The sequence below is a fragment of the Leucobacter holotrichiae genome (assembly GCF_055791005.1).
The window spans coordinates 106,935-128,667 of record NZ_JBVUAC010000002.1; the positions used below are offsets into that span (position 1 = coordinate 106,935).

The following is a 21,733-nucleotide window of genomic DNA, read 5'->3' on the forward strand; positions in this document are numbered from 1 at the left end:
CGACGAGCGCCCTCGCAACGATGCGCCCGCGACGGAAGCTCGATATTCTTCGATCGGCATATGGCGGAGGCGGACGGGAATCGAACCCGCCAGACCGAGATACTCGGCCTCACCGGTTTTGAAGACCGGGGGGCCCACCAGGAACCCTGACGCCTCCACCGACGAGCCTACACTCCTCGTTCTCCGCCGTCGGGCCTCGCTCCTGCCCGATCGTGATCCGTATTTCGGACCTTGCCGTTGTTTCGGATGGATTGCCGCGGTTTCATCCGAATTAAGAGAGAGATCCGAAGTACGGGCCGCGCTCGGAGAGACGCAGCCGGTAGTCTCGGGGCATGGCACCCGAGTTGGATCCCGCACGACTGACCGGCTACGCGCACGGAGGCGGCTGCGCCTGCAAGATCCCGCCGGGCGAGCTCGAGGACGCGGTGCGCGGGCTCGTCGGGCAGGCCGCCGGGAACGTGCTCGTGGGGCTCGACGACGGCGACGATGCGGCAGCGGTGCTCGTGCGCGACGACCTCGCCGTGCTCTCGACCGCGGACTTCTTCACGCCCGTGGTCGACGACGCCTACGACTGGGGCCGCATCGCCGCCGCCAACGCGCTCTCGGATATCTACGCGATGGGCGGCACCCCCATCACCGCGATCAACCTCGTCGGGTGGCCCCGCGAGGTGCTGCCGCTGGAACTGCTCACCGAGGTGCTGCGCGGCGGCTTAGACGTCGCCGCGGAGGCGAACTGCCCCGTCACGGGCGGCCACTCGATCGACGACCCCGAACCCAAGTACGGCATGGCGGTCACCGGGGTGGCCGATCCCGCGCAGCTCATGCGCAATGACGCAGCCGAGCCGGGCCTGCCGCTCACGCTGACCAAGCCCATCGGCGTGGGTGTGCTGAACAACCGGCACAAGCGCACCGGCGAGGTCTTCGAGCACGCGATCGCGCAGATGGTGCAACTGAACCGCGACGCCTCGATCGCCGCGGTCACAGCGGGCGCGCGGGCCGCGACGGACGTCACCGGTTTCGGCCTGCTCGGGCACCTGTACAAGATGTGCCGCGCCTCGGGCGTCGGCGCCGTGCTCGACTCCGGCGCGGTGCCCGTGCTCGAGGACGTGCGGCAGTCGATGGACGAGGGTTTCATCCCGGGCGGATCGCGCCGCAATCTCGACTGGGTGCGACCGCATCTGAGCGTCGAGCGGGGGCTGAGCGAGGAGGAGCTGGTGCTGCTCGCAGACGCGCAGACCTCGGGCGGCTTGCTGGTCGTGGGCGAGGTGCCGGGCTACCCGGTGATCGGCGAGATCGTCGCGGGATCCGGCATCACGATTCGCTAGGTTTCGCAGCGCGGTTTCGACCCGGCTTCGCCTCGCCCGACCGGCGGGAAGGAGGTCAGGAGCACGCTACGCAGCGCTCCCTGAACGGCCGCGCCTCGAGCTGCCCCTCCGGGATGGGCTGCCCGCAGGCCGTGCAGATCCCGTAATCCCCCGCGTCGAACCGCTGCACTGCGGCCTCGGCCGCCCGCGCATCCTCGCGGGCGGAGGCAAGCAGGCCGGCCAGCATCGACCACTGGGAGGAGAGCGTCACGCCCTCCGGATCGTGCTCGTCGTCGTCCGATTCGCTGCGACGAGCGCGGGTCAGCGCGTCGAGTTCGGCTTCGAATCGAGCCGCCCTGGCATCCGTCTGCTCCCGCAGCGCCACGAGCTGTTCCCGCACTTCTTCGCTCTGCCCCACGATCCGCCCTCCGTCTCGACTACTCGGCGGTGGTGATCGAGTCGTCGATGATGCCCGCGCGACGGCGCGCCTCGAGGCGACGCTTCTGCGGTTCGATCACGTAGCGCGGATCCTTCGTCGAGTGGAGGCCGGCCTCGAGCACGGCGAAGCGGGTCAGCGCCGAGGCCGCGAGCAGCGCGACCCCCGAGACCACCGCGACCGTACGACTGCGTCCGGCGAAGAGCGCACCTGCACCGCCGATCGCGGCGAGACGCTTGCTCCACTTGTGCATCGCGCCCGCGCTGCCATGGTGCAGCGGCTCGGCGGCGACCGGATCCATGCGCCGGTCCATGAGCTCGGACGCTGCCAGCTCGGCCGCGGCCCCCGCCACGGCGAGCACGCGAGCGGGCTTCGCATCCGCCACCGGCGTGGTGACCATGCCGAGACCACCCGCGGCGAGGCTCGCCGAGCTCACGAAGACGAACGACAGGTCTTCCTTCGCCGCGTTCCACGTGGGATTCGCCGTGTTCGACAGCAGCACGCCAGTGTAGGCCGCGAGAGGCGCGGCGAACACCGCGGAGGCGACCCCGGCCGGCTTCTCGGCGAGGTTCAGCAGCTTGCGCAGCGGCCCGAGGGGCAGCCTGCGCTTCGTCATGCGGTCGACCTCGGCGACGGCGGCGACGCCCGCGCCCGCGCTGAACGCCCCCAGGATCCACGATCCGACGCTCATCGGTGAGGTCACCTTGAGTGTGCGGAACATATTCAGGAACCGCTCGGGTCGGCCCAGGTCGGCGATGAGCGCCACGGCGCCGGCGCCGGCGGCGCCGATCGCGGCGAGCCGGCTGTTGCGCCGCAGCTTCTCGTTGCCGCTGAACTGCGCACCCGCGGCGAGCAGCGACGATCCGCCGGCGACTCCCCCCAGGAACAGGTAGATGCCGATCGGCGCCTCCCACGGCGGCGGCTTCACGATGGGCCGGTCGTAGTAGCTGGCGAACTCCGCCTCGGGCACCATCGACATCTCGCGCGAGCCGTCAGTCGCCCCGGCTCCCCCGCGCCCGGCGCCGCGACGCCGGCGCTTGCCGCCGAAGCGACGCGGTTTCTCGGGCGGACGGTAGCTGTCGAACTCCGAGAGCGTCACCGGCGTTCACCTTTCCAGTCGAGGCGGGTCATCGGCGCCCTCCGGTGAGGAACGCGAGCGCCACGGCGCCGATCATGCCGAGCGCGGCGAGCCCGGCCCGCTTGTACATGCGCGGCAGATCCTTCGTCGCGACCTGCGGATCCGGCGGCAGACCGTACACCTCGGGCTCGTCGAGCAGCAGGAAGATCGATCCCGTGCCGCCCACGCCGTCGCGCTCGTTCGCGCCGTACAGCCGCGCCTCCGTGAGGCCCTGCTTGTGCAGTTCGCGCACACGGGCCCGGGCGATCTTCGCGAGCTCCTCGCGGCTGCCGAACTTGATCGACGTGGTCGGGCAGGCCTGCGCGCACGCGGGAGTCTGGTCGTCGGTGAGACGGTCGTAGCAGAGGGTGCACTTCTGGGCGACACCGGCGTTGCGGGTGGGCGCCTGCTCCCCCGGCACGAAGTCGCGGTTGGTCTTGGGCACGGCGATCCCGTCACTGCGCCGCTCGATCACGCCGAACGGGCACCCCGCCACGCAGGTGCCGCAGCCGTTGCAGATGTCCTCCTGCACCACGACGGTGCCGAACTCGGTGCGGAAGAGCGCACCCGTGGGGCAGACGTCGAGGCAGCCGGCGTTGGTGCAGTGCTTGCACACGTCCGACGACATGAGCCAGCGGAAATCAGGCGTGTCCGGTGGCGTGGTGTCGACGCCGGAGAGATCATCTGGATCCTTGCGCACCGTGGGCATGCCGAGGCTCACGAGCTTGCGGCCGCTCTCGCGGGCCTGCTCGATGCGCTCCTGGCCCTGCTCGATGAACGCCACGTGGCGCCAGGTGTCGGCACCCAACCCTTCGGAGTTGTCGTACGAGGAGTCGGAGAGTTGCCAGTCGGAGTCGGCCGGGTTGCGGTTCCACTCCTTGCAGGCCACCTCGCAGGCCTTGCACCCGATGCAGATCGAGGTGTCGGTGAAGAAGCCCTTGCGGGGGTGCACGTGCTCGTGGTGGGCGGCGTGCTCGGATTCGGTGAGTCTGGTCATCGCTCCCCCTCATCGTGCTGCGGCTCGTCCCCAGCGTACTCGCGACCACCGGCATCGTCGGCGTGCCGCATGCCGGTGTCGATCGTCACCCCGGCGCGCCGCCGGTACCGCTCGACGAGCTCGAGGAGCTCCTCGCCGCGCGGTCGGCGACCCGGGATGATGGCGCAGGATCCCGCCTTCGACTCCTGGATCAGCACGTTCGGATCCATCACGACACCCAGCAGATCGTTCGCGGAGTCGCCGCTCACCACCGCATCGCCGCCCACGCCCCAGTGATAGGGCAGGCCGATCTGATGCACCGTGCGCCCGCCCGCCTGCAGCGGCTTCACCCGGTCGGTCACCAGCACCTTCGCCTCGATCGCGGAGCGCGGCGAGATGATGGTCGCCCAGCCGTAGGGTTCGAGACCGCACTCCTCGGCGAGCTCGCGCGACACCTCGCAGAACATCTCGGGCTGCAGCTCCGCGAGGTACGGCAGCCACCGGCTCATTCCGCCCGCGGTGTGGTGTTCCGTGAGCCGGTAGGTAGTGAACATGTAGGGGTAGACGCCGGCCCCGCGCTCGTCGTCGCTCGGCGCACTGAGGTTGTCTTCGCGCGCCATGGTCACGCGCGCCGGCGAGCGCTGCTGCCCGTAGACGGGGTTCGCGACGGGCGACTCCTGCGGCTCGTAGTGCGCGGGCAGCGGACCGTCGACGAGGCCCTTCGGCGCGTAGAGCCATCCCTTGCCGTCGGACTGCATGATGAAGGCATCGGTGCCCGAGAGAGCCTCCGGTCCGCCCGCCTCCGGCGCGGGCTGCGTGCCGGGCGCGAGAGTGGCGGGGAAGTCGGGCACGTCCTCGCCGATCCAGCGCTCCTGGGCTTCATCCCACCAGACGTACTTCTTGCGCTCGCTCCACGGGCGGCCCTCGGGGTCGGCCGACGCCCGGTTGTAGAGCACCCGCCGGTTGGCCGGCCACACCCAGCCCCAGTCCGGGTTCACCGCCGCCTGCTCGTCGCGCGAGGGCCGCAGCGCGGCGTGATTCACCCCGTCAGCGTAGACGCCCGTGTAGATCCAGCATCCGCCCTCGGTCGACCCGTCGGCGCGCATCTCGGTGTACGACGAGAGCGGCTGCCCGGCCCGCTCCCCCGTGCGGAAGCGCCCGTTGATCTCCGCGAGCACGGCCTCGGGATCGGGGTTGCCGTGCTCATCGAGCGGGTAGTCCCAGGTGAGGTCGAGCAGCGGACGATCGCGCGGATCCGTGGAGCCCGCGAGGCGCTCCCGGATCCTGACCCCCAGCTCGTAGAAGAAGTCGAGCTCGCTCTGCGCCTGCCCCGGTGGCTGTACCGCCTGGTGCCGCCACTGCACCATGCGCTGCGTCTGGGTGAAGGTGCCCGACTTCTCGACGTGATTGGCTGCGGGCATGAAGAACACCTCGGTCGCGATGTCCTCCGTGCGGAGTTCGCCCGACTCGATCTCCGGCCCGTCCTTCCACCAGGTCGCCGACTCGATCATCGCAAAATCGCGCACCACGAGCCATTTGAGATGCGACATGCCGAGCCGCTGCATGCGGCCGTGCGCCGAACCCACGGCCGGGTTCTGCCCGAAAACGAAGTAGCCGTCGATCTCGTCCGCGAGCATCTTCGCGACCGTCTGGTAGGTGCCGTGCGGTCCGGTGAGGCGCGGCAGATACTCGTAGGCCCAGTCGTTGTCCTCGCGCGCGGCGTCGCCCCACCACGCCTTCAGCAGGCTGACCGTGTAGGCGTCGGCGTTCGCCCAGTACCCCTTCTGGTCGGGCGAGGCGATGCCGGCGAGGTAGTCCTGCAGGGTTTCTGCGGTCGAAGTCGGCATCGGCAGGTAGCCGGGCAGCAGGTTGAACAGCGTCGGGATGTCGGTGGAGCCCTGGATGCTCGCGTGGCCGCGCAGCGCCATGATCCCGCCGCCCGGCCGCCCGATGTTGCCGAGCAGCAGTTGCAGGATCGCCGAGGTGCGGATGAACTGGGCGCCCATGGTGTGCTGGGTCCAGCCGACGGCATAGGCGAAGCAGGTCGTGCGATCGCGCCCCGAGTTCTCGGTGATCGTGCGCGCGAGATAGGCGAAGTCCTCCTCGGAGATGCCGCAGACCTCGCGCACCATCTCGGGTGTGTAGCGCGAGTAGTGGCGCTTCAGGATCTGGAACACCGTATGCGGATCTTCCAGCGTCTCGTCCGTGAGGTAGCGATCACCCGCCGCCGGTCCGCCGCTGCCGTACTGGTGGCCGGATCCCTGCATCTCCTGGAGCTCGTCGGCCCCCTCCGCCTCCTTCGCCTCGTCCCGCTTCTGCGCGCCGGTCTTCTTGTAGGCCCAGCTCGAGGGGTCGTACGTGCCGGTCTCGGCGTCGTACCCCGAGAACAGCCCGTCGAGATCCTCGGTGTCGCGGAACTCCTCGCTCACGATCGTCGCAGCGTTCGTGTAGGCGAGCACGTACTCCTTGAACCACAGGTCGTTCTCGATGACATGGTTGATGAGCGCGCCGAGCAGCACGATGTCGGAGCCGGCCCGGATCGGGACGTGCTTGTCGGCCACCGCAGAGGTGCGCGTGAAGCGAGGATCGACGTGGATGATCTTCGCGCCGCGCGCCTTTGCCTCCGAGACCCACTGGAATCCGACGGGGTGGCACTCGGCCATGTTGGATCCTTGGATCACGATGCAATCCGCATTGGCCATGTCCTGCAGCGGTTGAGTCGCGCCGCCTCGGCCGAACGAGGCTCCCAGACTGGGAACCGTGGCGGAGTGTCAGATGCGGGCCTGATTCTCGATCTGGATCGCACCGGCCGCGGTGAACAACTTCTTGATGAGGTAGTTCTCCTCGTTGTCGAGCGTCGCGCCGCCGAGCGCCGCGATACCCATGGTGCGCCGTACCGGGCGGCCGTGCTCGTCGTGATCCTGCCACCACTTCTTGCGCGCCTCGATGAAGCGCTCGGCGATCATGTCGATCGCGGTGCTGAGGGACAGCTTCTGCCACTCGGTCGCGTACGGGGCGCGGTAGAGGATCTCGGTCTGCCGTGATGCCGAATTGACGAGCTGCTCGCTCGCCGAGCCCTTGGGGCACAGCCGGCCGCGCGAGATCGGGGAATCGGGATCGCCCTCGATCTGCACCACCCGCTCGTCTTTGACGAACACCTTCTGGCCGCAGCCCACCGCGCAATAGGGGCAGACGCTCTGCACGACGCGGTCGGCGGTCGAAGTGCGCGGCGCGATCTCGCGGGTCTTGCGAGACATGACCGAGTCGCCTCGCCCGAACCGGTCGGGAGAGGCGAATTGCCGGAACACCGGCCACTCGAGCGGGCTGAAACGCGCCATGCCCCAACCCTAGCCGAAGCGCGAGGGGTCATCCAGGGCCGAGGACCCCAGATCCAGACGATCCTCACGGCTGTAGACCACCATCGACGGCCCGCGCAGGAACCCCACGAGGGTGAGGCCCGCCTCGGCGGCGAGCTCCGCCGCGAGCGACGACGGCGCCGAGACGGCAGCGAGCATCGGAATCCCGGCCATGAGCGCCTTCTGCGTGAGCTCGAAACTCGCCCGCCCCGACACCATGAGCACGCAGCCCCGAGCCGGGAGGCGATCGTGCTGCAGCGCCCAACCGACGACCTTGTCGACGGCGTTGTGCCGGCCGACGTCCTCGCGCAGCACCAGCATCTCCCCCGTGGCGCCGTCGAACAGCGCTGCCGCGTGCAATCCCCCGGTGCGCTCGAATACGGCCTGCCCCGCTCGCAGCGCATCGGGGAACCCGGCGACCAGGTCGGGATCGAGCCGCAGCGGATCCTCGTCCACCCGGTAGCGCGAGACCGTCGAGACCGCGTCGATGCTCGCCTTGCCGCACACCCCGCACGAGCTCGTGGTGTAGAAGTTGCGCTCGACGCTCGGATCGGGCGGCGCGACCCCGGGCGCGAGCGCGATATCGAGCACGTTGTAGGTGTTCTCCTCGCCGTCGGCGGCGCAGTGAATCGCCGCGGCGAGGTGTTCGGATCGGTGGATCACCCCCTCGGAGACCAGGAAGCCGGCGGCGAGCTCGACGTCGCTGCCCGGCGTGCGCATGGTGACCGTGAGGGCTCGGCCGCCGACCCTGATCTCGAGCGGCTCCTCGACCGCGAGGAAGTCGGCGCGGCGGCGCGGGGCCTGGCCGACGGTGACGCGGGTGACTCGGCGGCGGGCGGCGATGCGTGACATACCTCCATTGAACCCCACGGCCTTCGCCCTCACGGACTCCGCCCGCACGGATTCCGAAACGCGGAGTCCCGAACTGCTGGCACCTCAAGGCCGGAAACAGCAGTTTGAGACTCCGCGCCCCCGCGGCGGGCGGCGGGTAGGATCAGCCCCATGCGTGTGTCGGCTGCGGAGTGGCGGGAGTGGATCCTCGCCGGCATCGGGCGCCTCGGCACAGTCGTGCTCCCCGTCGAGCGGGCTCACGGGCGCACGCTCATCGAGGACGTGCGATCCGCCCACGATCTGCCGCTCTGGGACAACTCCGCGATGGACGGCTACGCGCTGCGCGCCTCCGACACCGCCGGCGCGACACCGCAGCAGCCGGTCGGGCTCGCCGTGACGGGCGAGGTGCTCGCGGGGAGCGCCGCCGATCCGGCTGTCGCTCCGGGCACCGCCGTGCGGATCATGACTGGAGCCCCCGTTCCCTCCGATGCCGACGCGGTCGTCCCCGTCGAGCTCGTCTCGGGGCCGGAGGCCGATCTGATCGAAGCGACCGGCACCGCGCATGAGACCGAGCTCTGGGGTCGCACCGAGATCCGGCTCGACGCGCCGGTGCGGGCGGGGGCGAACATCCGTCGCCGGGGCGAGGACCTGAGCGCGGGATCGCCGGTCGCCCGCGGGGGTGACGCGCTCACTGCGGCGCGGCTCTCGGCACTCGCCGCCGCCGGCGTGGCCGAGGTTCGGGTGAGCGAGGTCCCCCGGGTCGCCGTACTCGTGACGGGTGCCGAGCTGCGCCCGCCCGGTGCACCGCTCGCCCGGGGTCAGATCGTCGAGTCGAACTCGCTGCTCGTCGCAGGACTGCTGCGCGAGAGCGGTATCGAGCCGGTCGCGGTGCGGCGGTGCCCCGACGACGCGGACGCCGTGCGTGAGCAGCTCCGCGACCTCGCGCGCGACTGCGACGCGATCATCACCACTGGCGGTGTCGGGCCCGGCAGCCACGATGTGGTGCGCCTCGCGGTGCGGTCGGAGCCCGGCGTGCGCGCCGCGAGGGTCGCGATCCGCCCCGGTCAGCCGCAGTGCGCCGGCCGCCTCTCCTCAGGCGCTTGGCTGTTCGCCCTGCCGGGAAACCCCGTGAGCGCGGCCACGAGCTTCGAGGTGTTCGTGCGCCCGGCGCTGCTCGCCTGGCAGGGGCGCGCCGATCCGCTCCCCCGGCTGATCCCTGCGGTGGCGGCGGTCGGGTGGCGCGGGGCTCGGGAGCGTCTGCAGCTCATGCCCGTGACGCTCGATGCGGGAGCGAACGCCGCCGATGACCCCGGAGACCCCGGTGCGCCGGGCGACGACCGCGACGCCACGGTGCCGCCGGCGCTCCTGTGCCGTCCCGCCGTCGACCCCCGCGGAGTCTCCCACGCCGTCGGCGGGCACGGCGCAGTGCAGGCGTACGCCGTGGTGGACGAGGATCGCGGGGACATCGCCGCGGGCGACCCCGTCGGCCTCCTCATGGTGGGGCCGCGATGAACCGGGCACTCCTCGACGCGATCGTGCTGGCCGGCGGGAGAGGAAGCCGCCTGGGCGGCGTCGACAAGGGCGCTCTGCTGCTGCGCGACGAGCGACTCCTCGACCGCGTCGTCGACGCGGCGCGGGGGATCGGGACCGAGCGCATCGTCGTGGTCGGCTCACCGAGCGCTGCGGCGCCCGGCATCATCTCCGTGCGGGAGGATCCGCCGTTCTCCGGCCCGCTCGCGGCGCTCGCCGAGGGTCTCGACGCGCTCGACACCCGCTTCGCGGCGGAGACCTGCGCCTCCGAGTGGGTGCTGCTGCTCGCCTGCGACCTCGAGCACCCGGCGGCGGTGTGCGATGCGCTCGCCGCCGAGTTCGCGCGGTTGCCGCGCGACGGCACGCTACTCGATGACGAGCCGAGCGGAGGCCGGCGCGATAACGCACTGCGCGACGATGCCCGGGGCAACGACCGGCCCGGCGGCGAGCGCTGGGACGGCGTGCTGCTCGAGGATCTCGACGGCCGCCCCCAGTGGCTCGCCGGGATCTACCGCACCTCGTCCTTGCGCGCCGGCCTCGCAGCCGCCGGCCCCCTCGCCGACCGACCGCTGCGGCTCGCCTTCTCCGAGGCCCGGCTGGTCCCGCTCCCCGCCCCGAGCGATACGATCGCCGACATCGACACCCCGGAAGATCTCGCGCGCGCCAGGCGTGCCGCAGCGAAGGAGCGACCATGAGCAACTCCCGCCACCTGCCACCCGAGGCCCTCGACGACTGGCTCGCGGCGGCGGCCGCCGAGCTCGGCCTCGATCCGGGCTCCGTCGACATCGCGACGGTGCTGAACGTGGCCCGTGACGTAGCGCACGAGGTCGCCCGCCCGGCCGCACCGCTCAGCACGTTCCTGCTCGGCGTCGCCGTGGGCCGCACGGCGACCGAAGGCGGCGATGCCGCCGCGGCGCTCGCCGAGCGGGCCGCGGCGATCACGACGCTCGCCGAGGGCTGGCGCGAGAACTCCGGCTGATCCGCCCGGCCCGTCGACTAGCCCCGCTGCCCCGCGGTGAGCACGGCGATGGCCTCGGCCCGCGAGTCCGCTCCCAACTGGCGCAGGATGCGCGAGACGTGGAACTTGACCGTGTTCTCGCTGATCCGCAGCTCGTCGGCGATGGCGCGGTTGCGATAGCCCGCCACCATGAGCGCCGCGACCTGCACTTCGCGGGGACGCATGCCCGCCATGGCCGAGGAGGCCGGGTGCGTGCGGGGCGGATCGAGCGGCAGCGTGACATTGATCCGCGTGCCCCAGCCGGGCGTCGTGTCGACGGTCACGGTGCCGTTCAGCGACCAGATCCGCTCCCTGAGCTTGCCCAGCAGCGTCTTCGCCGCCGCGGCCGACCCGGGCCCGTCGTCCTGCATGCGGATGAGCAGGTTGGTGCCGTCGCAGTCCCAGTGGACGCGGATGTGGTTCACCTCCTCCCCCTCCACGAGGGTGAGCACGGCACGATACACGAGGGCGCGGGCGCCGAGCGACACCTCGCCCGGCAGCGGCCGCCCGTCGGCGGGCGGATCCGCGAACTGCAGCTTGACCGGCGAGTAGCGCGAGATCGCCCGCAGGTCCTCCTTCAGGCGCTCGAACGAGACGGTCACCGATTCCTCGGTCAGGGTGCGCACCTGCTCGACGGCGCTCGACATCCTGGAGAGCGCCGCGACGGCGCGGCTGAGGGCTTCGGCCCGGGCCTGCGCGTCGTTGAGCCGCTTCGAGCGCAGCGCCGCGAGCACCGACTCCATGGCCGCGGCGTACTCGTCCTCGAGCTCTGTCAACGCCTTCAGCCGCGTCCCCGCGATCACCCGAGCGTGCTGCAGGTAGTCGGGTTTCGCCTCGTCGGCCCGCTCCTGCACGTGCTGCGCCACGATGTCCCAGACGGCGAGCAGCAGCTGCGCCTGCGCCTCAGCTCCGCTGCCCGGACCGGCGACTACCAGCAGGGCACCGTTGCGCGACAGCAGCTGCAGCGTCCGGTGCTCCGAGCCCGCGATCTCCAGCGTCTCGCTCCGCACCCCGCCGGAGGCTTCGAGCTGCTTCCGCAGGCGTTCCAGCTCGAGACCCCGCATCCGCCGCACGAACACCGGGTCACCGGCTCCCTGTACTCGCCCGCCTCCGACATCGGCCGCGAGCATCACGAGGCCGGTGTGCGGCACCAGCGGAGAGATCAGCTCCGAGAGGGCGGGAAGCATGAGTCGGAGAGGCGAGGCGAGCACATCCGAGAGGCCCCGGAGCAGGGCCTCGCGGGAGACTTCACTACACATGACACGAGCATAGTCTCGAATGCCTACCCGAAGGTATGGCTCCCCTCATCCTCGCGAACAGTTGTGAGCCTCCCGGGAGCACGCGAGGCTGGGGACAGGTCACCGTCGACCTCCGAAAGAAAGGACGCTGATGTCAGGTAACAAAGCTGTTGCGTACAAGGGCCCAGGGGTCGTCGAGGTCATCGACACCGACTATCCGGAGTTCGAGCTGAAGGACGGGCCGGGCGTCAACCCGGCGAACGTCGGTCGCAAGGTGCCGCACGGCGCCATCCTGCGCACCGTCGCGACCAACATCTGCGGCTCCGACCAGCACATGGTGCGCGGGCGCACCACCGCTCCCGAGGGGCTCGTGCTCGGCCACGAGATCACCGGCGAGGTCGTGGAGGTCGGCCCCGACGTCGAGTTCATCAAGGTCGGCGACATCGTCTCCGTGCCGTTTAACATCGCCTGCGGTCGCTGCCGCAACTGCAAGGAGGGCAAGACCGGCATCTGTCTGAACGTCAACCCCGACCGGCCGGGCAGCGCCTACGGCTACGTCGACATGGGCGGATGGGTCGGCGGTCAGGCGGAGTACGTGCTCGTGCCCTATGCGGACTGGAACCTGCTGAAGTTCCCGGACCGCGACCAGGCGCTCGAGAAGATCCTCGATCTCACGATGCTCTCAGATATCTTCCCCACCGGCTTCCACGGCGCCTACAGCGCCGGCGTGAAACCCGGTTCGACGGTGTACGTCGCGGGAGCCGGCCCGGTCGGCATCGCCGCCGCGGTCGGCGCGCAGCTGCTGGGCGCGGGTGTGGTGATCGTCGGGGATCTCAATGAGGATCGCCTCGCGCAGACACGCTCGATCGGCTGCGAGACCGTCGACGTATCGAAGGGCGACCCGCGTGATCAGATCGAGCAGATCCTCGGGGTGCCCGAGGTCGAGTGCGGAGTCGACGCCGTCGGCTTCGAAGCGCGCGGCCACGGATCCGACGCGAGTCACGAGGCGCCCGCGACCGTGCTCAACTCGTTGATGGACATCACGGAGGCGGGCGGCGCCCTGGGCATCCCGGGCCTCTACGTGACCGGTGACCCGGGCGGCATTGACGAGGCCGCGAAGGTGGGATCGCTGTCGATCCGGCTCGGTCTCGGATGGGCGAAGTCGCTGTCGTTCACCACGGGTCAGTGCCCGGTGATGAAGTACAACCGCCAGCTCATGCAGGCGATCCTGCACGACAAGGTGCAGATCGCGAAGGCGGTCAACGCGACACCGATCTCGCTCGAGGACGCCCCGCGCGGCTACGCCGAGTTCGATCAGGGCGCGGCCAAGAAGTACGTGCTGAACCCGAACGGCTACATCAAGTCGTAGTCACCGCGGCGACGACGTGAACGCGGAGTCCCGATCTGCTGCCTCCCCCTCGGGCGAAGCGGCAGATCGGGACTCCGCGTTTTCGAGCGCAGGCACTGCGTCGCTCGCCCGGGCGAGCATCGACTCGGCTACGCCGTCTGGTCCGGCTGCTCCCCCGAAGCCGCGAGCGAGCGCAGGAAGTCGACGGCCGCCGCAACGGCGGGGTTCGGCTTGCGCCCCGCCCGGTAGCGCAGCGCGATGCGGCGCACCCCGAGCCCGGGCGCCTCGTGCACCTCGACGCCGTTCAGAGTCTGCTCGCGCAGCGCGAGCTGCGGCATGAGAGTGACGCCCTCTCCGGCGGCGACGAGCGCGAGCGCGGTCTGATGGTTCTTGTACCGGTGCGGGGCGGTGACCGAGTTGCGAAGGCTCCGTCGCACCCGTCGCACCGCGTGCGATGCACCTGCCCCGGCGTCGACCTCGAGCCACGGGAGCCGCAGATTCTCGAGTTCCACCACACCCATCGCGGCCTGGGTGCCCGCGGGGGCGACCAACACCCACGGATCGTCGAGCAGCGGGGCCTCCCGCACACCCGGTCCGAGCGGGGCCGGATCGACGGACTCGTCGAACTCCGTTGCGATGAGATCGAGGTCCGCCGTGCGGAGCGCGCGCAGCAACTCGGTCTGCTCGGCTTCGACCACGAGCAGATCGACACCCGAGAGCTCGCTCCGCCACTGCGGAAGCGACGGCGCGAGCAGGCCGCCGATGAAGCTCTGGAACGCCCCGAAGCGCACGCGCCCGCTCGGCAGGTCGCTCACCGCGCCGACCCGCAGGGCCGCCTCGTTGACCTCTCGCTCAACGTTCTCCGCGAGCTCGATCAGTTCGCGGCCGGCGGCGGTCGGCACGATGCCGCGGGGGCTGCGCTCGACCAGCGGAACGCCCACTTCCGCCTCGAGTCTCGCGAGCTGCTGCGATACCGCGGAGGGCGTCAGCCCCAGCACATCGGCCGCCGCCAGCACACCCCCGCTGCGCGAGATCTGGAGGAAGTACTGCAGGCGCGCGACGTTGATCCTCATATTCACTTATTCTAAATGCCCGATTCTTATTTATTCGATTGTGCTGAACCATTCTCGAGGCGCAGAATGGTGCTATTCGACGCTCGGGAAGCTCCGCTTCCGATCCGCGTTAACCGTGCCCGCATCGAAACGCACAAGGAACACCGTTGGAAGACTTCGTCGGAGCCACACTCGGGTGGCTCGGCACCGCAGGCACCTTCTCCGCCTACCTCATGATCTGGCGCGGCTGGGCCTCGCCCACCGCTATCCGCTACGCCTCCCTCAACGCGATCGGCGGGTTCATGGCGGCGGGCGGCGCGCTGATGTACGGCGCGTGGCCAGCGGTCGCGTCGAATCTGGTGTGGGGAGTCATCGGCGCCCACGGTGTGCTGTGCGCGCTGCGGAGCCGCTGGGCGAGGATGCGCCTGACCGCGCCGGGCGATCCAGCGGCTTCCCTCACCGCTGCTTCCGCCGCGCCTGCCGCTTCCTCCGCTGACGCCCAGCAGGAGGAGCCGACTGATGTCACCCCTGGCGCGTGGACCCCGAGCGTCACCGACGCCCTCGCGATCAGCCTGCCCTGGCTCGATCCCTCCCGCCACGTCGAGCCCGAGGACCCCTCGGCCTTCGACACCATCCCGATCAGCCTGCCCTGGCTGCGAACGGAGGAGACTGCAGCAGAGGAGACCGATGCCGCGGAGGCCGATGCTTCGGGGCCCGATGCTTCGGGAGCTGCCGGGGCCGATCCCGAACCGACCCGGCCCCATCCCATTCCCGTGATGTAAGCTCAGCGCCGAAGCGCGCCGACCCGGCGCCGCACGTTCGTGAGAGGGGCCGATGCTCGGGATCGCAGATGTCATCATCCTGCTCCTGCTGCTCGTGGGCCTGGTAGCGGGGTTCCGAGCGGGTTTCTTCTCGGCGCTCGGCATGTTCTGCGGGCTTCTCGCGGGCGCGGCCGCCTCCCCCTGGGTGCTGCCGCTCATCGCCCGGGAGCTGCCCGAGGCCGGCTGGCGCAGCCCTGCCGTGATCGCCTCCGCGGTGCTGCTGCTCGTGCTGGGCGCCTCGATCGGCGCGGGCATCGGCGGGATCGTGCGCCGCGGAGCCGATCGCATCAGGCTCAAGCCTCTGGAGCGGCTGCTCGGAGGCGCGCTCGGCCTGGTTGCGGCCGTGACCTCGGTCTCGCTGATCGGGGCGGGCGTCGCCGCCTCCGGTATCCCGGGGGTCTCCGCGGCCGCGGCCTCGTCGTCCGTGCTGCGGTACATCGACCGGGTGACTCCGGATCCGCTCGTCGCCGTCATGGCCCGGCTGCACTCGGCGGTGCTCGGCGACACCGTACTGCCGACGATCGACGGGCTGATCGACGGCAACCTCGTGCTCGCGGCGCCCGATCCCGCGCAGATCGACACCGATGATCCGGCGCTCTCCGCCGCAGCGGCATCGGTGGCGCGCGTCTCGGGGGTCGCCTACGGCTGCGGCACCATCCCGACCGGCAGCGGTTTCGTCGTGGCCGAGGATCGCGTCGTCACCAACGCCCACGTGGTCGCCGGCATCGAGACGCCGCTGGTCGAACTGCCCGGAGAGCCCGCGCGCGACGGACGCATCGTGTACTTCGACCCCGTCGACGACCTCGCGGTCATCGCCGTCGACGTCGACGCGGCTCCCCTGCCCCTCGATGACGCCCTCGCGCCAGGAGGAGTCGGCGCGGTGCAGGGCTACCCGCACGGCGGGCCGTTCAGCACGGTGCCGGCGGGAGTGCTCGCGACCGGCACGATCTCCGTCCCCGACATCTACGGGACGGGCGGATCGCCCCGGTCCGTGCACACGCTCGACGCCGACGTGCAGCCCGGCAACTCCGGCGGGCCGCTGCTCACGGAGGAGGGCGCCGTCGCCGGGGTGGTGTTCGCCCGCGACACGGCGCGCGCGGAGGTGGGCTACGCCATGACGCTCGCCGAGCTGCTGCCCGTGCTCGCGTCGGTCGACGGCTCCGCCGATCCCGCACCCGTATCCTCCGGGCAGTGCGTCAGATAGCCTCCCCGCGCGCGGGGTACCGACGACCGAAGCCGCGCCGGACGCCGATCTCACGTTTCGGGGCTCGCCGACGTCTTCACGGTACAGAGAGCACGAGCGCTGACGCCGGATCTCGCAGCAGACGAGATGGAAGCGTATGCGATGGGATGAACATGACTGGATCGATATGAAAGCCCCGTTCGAGACCGTGGTCGCCGATCACGGCATCACCGTCCTCCGCGTCTGCCGATCCCTGCTCGGGATCCATGACGCCGACGACGCCTGGTCGGAGACCTTCCTCGCCGCGATGCGCGCCTACCCCGAACTCTCGGACACGGCGAATGTCGAGGCCTGGCTGGTGACCATCGCCCGCCGCAAATCGATCGACGTGCACCGTGCCGCGAAGCGCAACCCCCTGCCGGTCGAGGATCTGCCCGAGGCCCCGACGGCCCTCGGGATCCCCGGCGCGAGCGACACCCATCTCTGGGAGGCTGTCGGCCGGCTGCCCGAGAAGCAGCGGCTCTCGATCACCCTCCGATACCTCGTCGGCATGTCTCACGCGGAGATCGCGACGATCCTCGGCGGCACCGTCGACGCCGCCAGAAGAGCCGCCGCCGACGGACTCAAGACCCTGCGAAGAACCTACCCGGGCCGCGCCGTGAAAGGAGCACGATCATGACCGACACCCGAAACGATGACGCTCTCACCGCCCCCGCAGCGCCCGTCGACCCCGCGAAGCTCGAGGACCTGCACCGTCGCTTGGAGGCCGCGGCGCAGGCCGAAGGTCTCGTCGAGGTCGCCTATCGGATCGTCGACAGCCCGGTCGGCGAGCTGCTGCTGGCATCGACGCCGAAGGGGCTGATCCGGGTCGCCTTCGCGAACGAGGATCACGACCGGGTGCTCGAGACCCTGGCGATGAAGGTCGGCCCGCGCATCCTGCGCTCCCCCGCGCAGCTCGACACCGCCGCGCGCGAGCTCGACGAGTACTTCGCGCACCGGCGCGAGGCTTTCGACCTGCCGCTCGACTTCTCGCTGTCGAGGGGGTTCCGTCAACTGGTGCAACGGCATCTGCCCGAGATCGGTTACGGCCAGACCCGCAGCTACAAGGAGATGGCCGAGATGGTCGGCAGCCCGAAGGCCGTGCGCGCGGTCGGCAGCGCCTGCGCCACGAACCCGCTGCCGGTGGTGGTGCCGTGCCACCGGGTGCTGCGCACCGACGGATCGCTCGGCGGCTACATCGGGGGCCTCGATGCCAAGACGGCCCTGCTCGAACTGGAGAGGGGCGGATCATGACAGTCTGCCCCGCGTGACCTTCTCATCGAAGAACCGAGGTCGACTCCGGGAGCGCCCGCCGGGAACGCAAATAGCGGGGCCGATCGGTGATTTCTCACCGGTCGGCCCCGCTTCTCGTTGGTGGATCTGAGGGGAATCGAACCCCTGACCTTCTCATTGCGAACGAGACGCGCTACCAACTGCGCCACAGACCCTGACAGCGAACTACTCTAGCAGCCGCACCGCCCTGAAGTGAAATCGACGCCCCGCGCCCATTCCAGGGAGGAGATCCTGTTCTGTGCGGGCGCTTCTCCGTGGTTGCTTCCGCTTGGACCGGGATCTCCTGCCTGGAGTGCGCTCGGATCAGCACCCGCCGACCGCCTCAACCGGCGTTGCGGCGGCGACGCAGGGCCGCGTCGAGGTCGGGCAGCCCGCTGCTCGTATCGCCGATCACGCCCATCTGCCGCAGCCGCTCGCGAGCGGCGTTCTCCTGCGCGCTCACGGCGGCGCCGGGTGCGCGGCGTGCGGCACGGCGCGCGTCTCCGGCTTCCCGCGCGTTCGCTGGCGCCGCGGGTCTGGCGGGGATCGGAGCGCTCGAAGGCCGATCGGCGGGCGCTCCGGCCGCTCGACTCGGGTCGGAGAGCGCGGGACCCGCAGCCTTGCCAGCCCCGGCGCGCGCGGCGCCGACCTGTGCTCGGGCCTCCCGCAGCAGGATCGAGTCGGTCTGGTTCTCGCGCACGACGGGACGCTCGGCGCGAGCGCGGGCCATGGCGCGGGCCCGATCGATCCGTTCGGCGGCCGCGCGCTGGGCCGCGGCGTGCGCCTCTGCCGTGCGCTCGGTCTCCCCCGTCGCGATCGGTTCGTCCTCGACCGGCGCCGCGGCGACGGGTCGCTCCTGCATCGCGACGCGCTCGGCCTCGATCGACCGCACGCGCGCCCGGCCCGGCGCGAGCAGCACGAGGGCGCCCATCGAGGTGACGAACACCAGCACGCTCCAGCCGAGGAGCACTGCCCCGCTTCCGGCGACGGCGAGGCCCGCGCCCACGAGCGCGCCGACCAGTCCGAGCAGGGCGCCGAGCGCCGAGAGCGCGCGAACACGGCGCGCCACGGGCCTGCGCAGCTTCGCCGCGCGCTGCGCCGCAGCCTGCTTGCGACGCATCTGCTGCGCGCGGATCTCGGCGCGCACCTGCTCGGCCCGCGCCTCGGCGAGCTGCGCCTCGCGTTCGGCTTCCTGCCGCTTCTGCGCGGTGCGCAGCAGCTTCTCCTGTGCCAGAGCCTCGCGCGCGGTCGCTTCGATACGCATCTCCTGGGGCACCTCCGTCGTCTCGGCCAGCACGCGCAGCGTGCGCTGCAGCCTCGCAGCATTCCGCTCGGCCGCGCGGAACTCCCTGCGGCGCATCCACGCGGGCACCAGTACGGCTGCCCAGAGCAGCGCCGCCACCACGAAGATCACGCCGCCTCCGAGTACTCCGCCGCCAGTCATGGGCATCACTGTACGGCCTCGACGCGCGCCTACGCTCCCGGCACGCCGCGATCTCGCAAGCGGGTGAGCATCCCGGCGTCGGCTTCTTCACGCGTCACGACATAGCACTCATGATCCCGCCACGCACCGTCGATGTGGATGTACGATTCCCGTTTGCCCTCGTAGCGCAGTCCGAGCTTCTCGACCACGCGCAGCGAGGCCGCGTTCTCGGGGCGGATGCAGATCTCCACGCGGTGCAGCCCGAGTTCCGCGAACAGGTAGTCGATGGCCAGAGCGACGGCCATCGGCGTCACCCCCTGACCGGCCACGTGCTCGGACACCCAGTACCCGATCTGCGCCGACTGCAGCGCTCCGCCGCTCAGCTCCGAAACGCTCAGCTGCCCCACGACCTCACCGTCGAGCATCACGACGAAGGGCACTCCGGACCCCGTCCGCAGTTGCCGGCGCAGGGCTTTCACCGTCGGCTTCATCGAGACGCTTCCCGGCGTCACACTCCTGCCCGACGGATGCGTCGCCTCCCAGCGCTGCAGCCACCCCCGGTTTCTGGAGAGCAGAGCGCGCAGCGGATCGGCGTCGCGGCCGCGGATCACCCGCAGTTCGACGCGACCGGCGCGCAGCGGCGCGGGCTCCTCGATCGGGCGGCCGAGGGGCATGCCTCAGCCGTCGGAGCGGCGCGCGCGCAGTTGCTCGGCGAAGTCGATGATCCAGTCGGAGATCTCCTCGCCCAGCTCGTGGTGATCCACTCCGAGCAGCACGTTCGCCTTGATCCAGTCGGCGCGGTCGCCGGTATCGTAGCGTCGGCCGCGGAACACGACGCCGTACACGGGGCCGTCTCCCCTGCCCTCCGCGAGCTGATTGAGCGCGTCGGTGAGCTGGATCTCGCCGCCCCGGCCGGGCTCGAGGTCGTCGAGGATGTCGAAGATCTCGGGCCGCAGCACATACCGTCCGATCACCGCGAGATTGGACGGGGCCTCCTCGGCAGACGGCTTCTCCACGAGGCCGGTCACGCGCACCACGTCGGGATCTTCGGTCGGTTCGACCGCTGCGCAGCCGTACAGGTGGATCGACTCCTGGGGCACCTCCATGAGCGCGATGACGGTCGCCCCCCGGGCGTCGTGCTCGGCGATCATGCGATCGAGCAGCGGATCGCGGTCGTCGATGAGGTCGTCGCCGAGCAGCACGGCGAACGATTCGTCGCCGACATGGCGGCGAGCGCACGCGACGGCGTGGCCGAGGCCCGCCGGCTTGCCCTGGCGCAGCAGGTGCACCTCGGCGAGATCACTCGACTCGCGCACCTTCGCGAGCTTGCCCTCGTCGCCCTTCCTCTCGAGCGCGTACTCGAGCTCGGGAACGCTGTCGAAGTGGTTCGAGATATTCGACTTGTTGCGTCCGGTGATGATGAGCACGTCGCTCAGGCCCGCCGAGGCGGCCTCCTCGACGACGTACTGGATCGCCGGCTTGTCTACGATCGGCAGCATCTCCTTCGGCATCGCCTTCGTGGCGGGGAGAAAGCGCGTGCCGAGACCGGCCGCGGGGATGACCGCCTTGGCCACCGAACTACGAACGGGCTGAGTGTCTGTCATGGCGACCAGCCTAGTCTGCGTCGTGAGCGCCTCCAAGCTGCTCGGACCGGTTCGTCGTAGGCTGTCCCGTATGGAGAGCGGGCGCGACGGGGGCTGGATCGAGGCGCCGCCCGGGGTCGACGACTCGCCGGAGGGCATCGCTGCACTGAAGCGGCACGTGCGCGACGAGGTGCGCAGCAGACGAGCGGGCATGAGCGACCGGAAGCGGCGCGCGGCGGCGGTCGCGCTCACCGAGCGACTGATCTCGCTGGTTCAGGACCGGGGCGCCGAATCCGTCTCCTGCTACGCGTCGCTGCTCGGGGAGCCCGACACCTCGGCGTTCCTGACCTGGGCGCATCGCACGGGCGTCGAGGTGCTGTTGCCGATCTCGCTGCCGGGGAGCAGGCTCGCGTGGAGGCGCTTCGACGGTGAGCAGATGGTGCCGGGAAGGCACGGCATCCCCGAGCCGGGGGGTGAACTCGTGCCCGTTTCCGTGATCGCGTCGGTCGACCTCATGCTGGTACCGGCCTGCGCGGTCGATCTGCGGGGCACGCGCCTGGGATGGGGGCTGGGTTACTTCGACCGGATGCTCTCCGCGGCGGATCGACTGCCGCCCGTCTTCGCCGTCGTGCACGATCACGAGGTGCTGCCCGCACTGCCGCGCGAGCCTCACGATGTGCCGGTCGAGGGGGTGGTCACGCCCTCCGCGATCCGCACCTTCTCCCGGTGACCCGATCCGACCCGCGGCGCAGGCGCAGATTCTGCGACTCCTCCCTCTCGCAGCATGACGGAGAAGTGCGTCACCGGCGCGAGCGGTAGAATCATGTCTCGTGCCTACCTATGCTTACCGCTGTGCCGCCTGCGAGCACGCGTTCGACATCTACCAGTCCTTCTCCGACGATGCGCTGACCGAGTGCCCGGAGTGCGGCGGCAAGCTGCGCAAGGTCTTCGGTTCGCTGGGCGTCACCTTCAACGGTTCGGGCTTCTACCGCACCGACTCGCGCTCGGGCGGCTCCGGCTCGAAGCCCTCGGGTGATTCAGGATCGGGATCCGCGTCCTCGAGCAGTTCCTCGTCTTCCGCACCGTCGAAGTCTCCAGCCGCCTCCTGACCTCGCGTTCCCGCTCCGGGGCTCACCCCCAGTGAGGCGGGCGATCGCCGAGCAGGCGGGCGTCGTTCTCGGCCGCTGAGCGCCTCTCGACGGGCGGGTCGTAGGGTTCGGGATCGCT

The 21,733-nt window shown here is 70.6% G+C and carries 21 protein-coding genes and 2 tRNA genes; 11 read left to right on the forward strand and 12 right to left on the reverse strand.

What is annotated here, in order from left to right; all coding sequences use genetic code 11:
• Positions 1 to 61: 61 nt before the first annotated feature.
• Positions 62 to 157 (reverse strand) — tRNA-Sec (locus AC0KXF_RS04115).
• A 175-nt stretch (positions 158 to 332) separates the two neighbouring features.
• Here AC0KXF_RS04115 and selD point away from each other — a divergent pair.
• Complete coding sequence (selD, locus tag AC0KXF_RS04120; RefSeq protein ID WP_473107977.1) at positions 333 to 1,325, forward strand: selenide, water dikinase SelD; 993 nt, start codon at positions 333 to 335, stop codon at positions 1,323 to 1,325.
• 55 nt (positions 1,326 to 1,380) lie between these two features.
• On the opposite strand, the gene AC0KXF_RS04125 is transcribed toward selD, so the two are convergent.
• From AC0KXF_RS04125 to fdhD, 5 genes are read right to left on the reverse strand one after another with little or no spacing between them, the layout of a single operon-like run.
• Positions 1,381 to 1,722 (reverse strand): TraR/DksA family transcriptional regulator, encoded by a 342-nt coding sequence (locus AC0KXF_RS04125; RefSeq protein ID WP_473107978.1) that lies wholly within the window; start codon positions 1,720 to 1,722, stop codon positions 1,381 to 1,383.
• Positions 1,723 to 1,741: 19 nt separating this feature from the next.
• On the reverse strand, positions 1,742 to 2,839 hold the full coding sequence (gene nrfD / locus AC0KXF_RS04130; RefSeq protein WP_473107979.1) for an NrfD/PsrC family molybdoenzyme membrane anchor subunit: 1,098 nt from the start codon (positions 2,837 to 2,839) through the stop codon (positions 1,742 to 1,744).
• A 28-nt stretch (positions 2,840 to 2,867) separates the two neighbouring features.
• Entirely contained in the window at positions 2,868 to 3,854 is a 987-nt protein-coding gene (locus AC0KXF_RS04135; RefSeq protein WP_473107980.1) for a 4Fe-4S dicluster domain-containing protein, read from the reverse strand.
• Positions 3,851 to 7,171, reverse strand: coding sequence for a formate dehydrogenase (fdh, locus tag AC0KXF_RS04140; RefSeq protein ID WP_473107981.1), 3,321 nt, complete (start codon positions 7,169 to 7,171; stop codon positions 3,851 to 3,853). The genes AC0KXF_RS04135 and fdh overlap by 4 nt, the downstream gene beginning before the upstream one ends.
• 9 nt (positions 7,172 to 7,180) lie before the next feature.
• The gene (gene fdhD, locus AC0KXF_RS04145) at positions 7,181 to 8,041 is read right to left on the reverse strand and encodes a formate dehydrogenase accessory sulfurtransferase FdhD (RefSeq protein ID WP_473107982.1); all 861 of its coding nucleotides are present in this window, start codon (positions 8,039 to 8,041) and stop codon (positions 7,181 to 7,183) included.
• Between the two features lie 150 nt (positions 8,042 to 8,191).
• Between fdhD and AC0KXF_RS04150 the strand changes: the two genes are divergently transcribed.
• Genes AC0KXF_RS04150 through AC0KXF_RS04160 form a run of 3 tightly spaced genes read left to right on the forward strand, consistent with a single transcriptional unit; the run spans position 8,192 to position 10,529 of the window.
• The gene (locus tag AC0KXF_RS04150) at positions 8,192 to 9,532 is read left to right on the forward strand and encodes a molybdopterin molybdotransferase MoeA (RefSeq protein ID WP_473107983.1); all 1,341 of its coding nucleotides are present in this window, start codon (positions 8,192 to 8,194) and stop codon (positions 9,530 to 9,532) included.
• On the forward strand, positions 9,529 to 10,245 hold the full coding sequence (gene mobA, locus AC0KXF_RS04155; protein WP_473107984.1) for a molybdenum cofactor guanylyltransferase: 717 nt from the start codon (positions 9,529 to 9,531) through the stop codon (positions 10,243 to 10,245). Before AC0KXF_RS04150 ends, mobA begins: the two co-directional genes overlap by 4 nt.
• On the forward strand, positions 10,242 to 10,529 hold the full coding sequence (locus AC0KXF_RS04160) for a DUF6457 domain-containing protein (protein ID WP_473107985.1): 288 nt from the start codon (positions 10,242 to 10,244) through the stop codon (positions 10,527 to 10,529). The genes mobA and AC0KXF_RS04160 overlap by 4 nt, the downstream gene beginning before the upstream one ends.
• A 17-nt stretch (positions 10,530 to 10,546) precedes the next feature.
• Here the strand turns inward: AC0KXF_RS04160 and AC0KXF_RS04165 are convergent, their stop codons facing one another.
• Positions 10,547 to 11,806, reverse strand: a complete 1,260-nt coding sequence (locus AC0KXF_RS04165) for a LuxR C-terminal-related transcriptional regulator (RefSeq protein ID WP_473107986.1) — start codon at positions 11,804 to 11,806, stop codon at positions 10,547 to 10,549.
• 130 nt (positions 11,807 to 11,936) lie between these two features.
• Here AC0KXF_RS04165 and fdhA point away from each other — a divergent pair, with 130 nt between their 5' ends.
• Complete coding sequence (gene fdhA / locus AC0KXF_RS04170) at positions 11,937 to 13,154, forward strand: formaldehyde dehydrogenase, glutathione-independent (RefSeq protein WP_473107987.1); 1,218 nt, start codon at positions 11,937 to 11,939, stop codon at positions 13,152 to 13,154.
• Positions 13,155 to 13,282: 128 nt separating this feature from the next.
• Here fdhA and AC0KXF_RS04175 read toward each other — a convergent pair whose 3' ends face one another.
• Positions 13,283 to 14,206, reverse strand: coding sequence for a LysR family transcriptional regulator (locus AC0KXF_RS04175; RefSeq protein ID WP_473107988.1), 924 nt, complete (start codon positions 14,204 to 14,206; stop codon positions 13,283 to 13,285).
• A 146-nt stretch (positions 14,207 to 14,352) separates the two neighbouring features.
• On the opposite strand from AC0KXF_RS04175, the gene AC0KXF_RS04180 reads away from it, so the two are divergent.
• The 4 genes from AC0KXF_RS04180 to AC0KXF_RS04195 all read left to right on the forward strand — a co-directional run bounded on the left by AC0KXF_RS04180 (position 14,353) and on the right by AC0KXF_RS04195 (position 17,482).
• Positions 14,353 to 14,967, forward strand: coding sequence for a CBU_0592 family membrane protein (locus AC0KXF_RS04180; RefSeq protein WP_473107989.1), 615 nt, complete (start codon positions 14,353 to 14,355; stop codon positions 14,965 to 14,967).
• 52 nt (positions 14,968 to 15,019) lie between these two features.
• Positions 15,020 to 16,210 carry a MarP family serine protease gene (locus AC0KXF_RS04185; protein ID WP_473107990.1) on the forward strand — a complete coding sequence of 397 codons (1,191 nt, stop codon included), beginning with the start codon at positions 15,020 to 15,022 and terminating at the stop codon, positions 16,208 to 16,210.
• A gap of 136 nt (positions 16,211 to 16,346) precedes the next feature.
• Positions 16,347 to 16,868, forward strand: coding sequence for an RNA polymerase sigma factor (locus tag AC0KXF_RS04190; protein ID WP_473107991.1), 522 nt, complete (start codon positions 16,347 to 16,349; stop codon positions 16,866 to 16,868).
• The gene (locus AC0KXF_RS04195) at positions 16,865 to 17,482 is read left to right on the forward strand and encodes a methylated-DNA--[protein]-cysteine S-methyltransferase (protein WP_473107992.1); all 618 of its coding nucleotides are present in this window, start codon (positions 16,865 to 16,867) and stop codon (positions 17,480 to 17,482) included. The genes AC0KXF_RS04190 and AC0KXF_RS04195 overlap by 4 nt, the downstream gene beginning before the upstream one ends.
• Positions 17,483 to 17,600: 118 nt before the next feature.
• On the opposite strand, the gene AC0KXF_RS04200 is transcribed toward AC0KXF_RS04195, so the two are convergent.
• The 4 genes from AC0KXF_RS04200 to galU form a co-directional block, all read right to left on the reverse strand.
• Positions 17,601 to 17,676 (reverse strand) — tRNA-Ala (locus AC0KXF_RS04200).
• Positions 17,677 to 17,843: 167 nt separating this feature from the next.
• Positions 17,844 to 18,944: a hypothetical protein gene (locus tag AC0KXF_RS04205; protein ID WP_473107993.1), complete on the reverse strand. Its 1,101-nt coding sequence runs from the start codon at positions 18,942 to 18,944 to the stop codon at positions 17,844 to 17,846.
• A 29-nt stretch (positions 18,945 to 18,973) separates the two neighbouring features.
• Positions 18,974 to 19,597 carry a GNAT family N-acetyltransferase gene (locus AC0KXF_RS04210; protein ID WP_473107994.1) on the reverse strand — a complete coding sequence of 208 codons (624 nt, stop codon included), beginning with the start codon at positions 19,595 to 19,597 and terminating at the stop codon, positions 18,974 to 18,976.
• A gap of 3 nt (positions 19,598 to 19,600) precedes the next feature.
• A complete protein-coding gene (gene galU, locus AC0KXF_RS04215; protein ID WP_473107995.1) occupies positions 19,601 to 20,527 on the reverse strand; it encodes a UTP--glucose-1-phosphate uridylyltransferase GalU in 927 nt (308 codons plus the stop codon).
• Between the two features lie 70 nt (positions 20,528 to 20,597).
• On the opposite strand from galU, the gene AC0KXF_RS04220 reads away from it, so the two are divergent.
• Together AC0KXF_RS04220 and AC0KXF_RS04225 are read left to right on the forward strand one after the other, a co-directional pair.
• Positions 20,598 to 21,236, forward strand: coding sequence for a 5-formyltetrahydrofolate cyclo-ligase (locus AC0KXF_RS04220; RefSeq protein WP_473107996.1), 639 nt, complete (start codon positions 20,598 to 20,600; stop codon positions 21,234 to 21,236).
• Between the two features lie 100 nt (positions 21,237 to 21,336).
• Positions 21,337 to 21,615, forward strand: a complete 279-nt coding sequence (locus AC0KXF_RS04225) for an FmdB family zinc ribbon protein (RefSeq protein WP_223044683.1) — start codon at positions 21,337 to 21,339, stop codon at positions 21,613 to 21,615.
• The last annotated feature ends 118 nt before the right edge of the window (positions 21,616 to 21,733 follow it).

Excerpts from the sequence above, each read along its gene's own strand:
- selD (WP_473107977.1), top strand. The coding sequence starts at position 333 with ATGGCACCCGAGTTGGATCCCGCACGACTGACCGGCTACGCGCACGGA.
- AC0KXF_RS04135 (WP_473107980.1), bottom strand. The coding sequence starts at position 3,854 with ATGACCAGACTCACCGAATCCGAGCACGCCGCCCACCACGAGCACGTG.
- fdhD (WP_473107982.1), bottom strand. The coding sequence starts at position 8,041 with ATGTCACGCATCGCCGCCCGCCGCCGAGTCACCCGCGTCACCGTCGGC.
- AC0KXF_RS04150 (WP_473107983.1), top strand. The coding sequence starts at position 8,192 with ATGCGTGTGTCGGCTGCGGAGTGGCGGGAGTGGATCCTCGCCGGCATC.
- mobA (WP_473107984.1), top strand. The coding sequence starts at position 9,529 with ATGAACCGGGCACTCCTCGACGCGATCGTGCTGGCCGGCGGGAGAGGA.
- AC0KXF_RS04160 (WP_473107985.1), top strand. The coding sequence starts at position 10,242 with ATGAGCAACTCCCGCCACCTGCCACCCGAGGCCCTCGACGACTGGCTC.
- AC0KXF_RS04165 (WP_473107986.1), bottom strand. The coding sequence starts at position 11,806 with ATGTGTAGTGAAGTCTCCCGCGAGGCCCTGCTCCGGGGCCTCTCGGAT.
- fdhA (WP_473107987.1), top strand. The coding sequence starts at position 11,937 with ATGTCAGGTAACAAAGCTGTTGCGTACAAGGGCCCAGGGGTCGTCGAG.
- AC0KXF_RS04175 (WP_473107988.1), bottom strand. The coding sequence starts at position 14,206 with ATGAGGATCAACGTCGCGCGCCTGCAGTACTTCCTCCAGATCTCGCGC.
- AC0KXF_RS04185 (WP_473107990.1), top strand. The coding sequence starts at position 15,020 with ATGCTCGGGATCGCAGATGTCATCATCCTGCTCCTGCTGCTCGTGGGC.
- AC0KXF_RS04190 (WP_473107991.1), top strand. The coding sequence starts at position 16,347 with ATGCGATGGGATGAACATGACTGGATCGATATGAAAGCCCCGTTCGAG.
- AC0KXF_RS04195 (WP_473107992.1), top strand. The coding sequence starts at position 16,865 with ATGACCGACACCCGAAACGATGACGCTCTCACCGCCCCCGCAGCGCCC.
- AC0KXF_RS04205 (WP_473107993.1), bottom strand. The coding sequence starts at position 18,944 with ATGACTGGCGGCGGAGTACTCGGAGGCGGCGTGATCTTCGTGGTGGCG.
- AC0KXF_RS04210 (WP_473107994.1), bottom strand. The coding sequence starts at position 19,597 with ATGCCCCTCGGCCGCCCGATCGAGGAGCCCGCGCCGCTGCGCGCCGGT.
- galU (WP_473107995.1), bottom strand. The coding sequence starts at position 20,527 with ATGACAGACACTCAGCCCGTTCGTAGTTCGGTGGCCAAGGCGGTCATC.
- AC0KXF_RS04220 (WP_473107996.1), top strand. The coding sequence starts at position 20,598 with ATGGAGAGCGGGCGCGACGGGGGCTGGATCGAGGCGCCGCCCGGGGTC.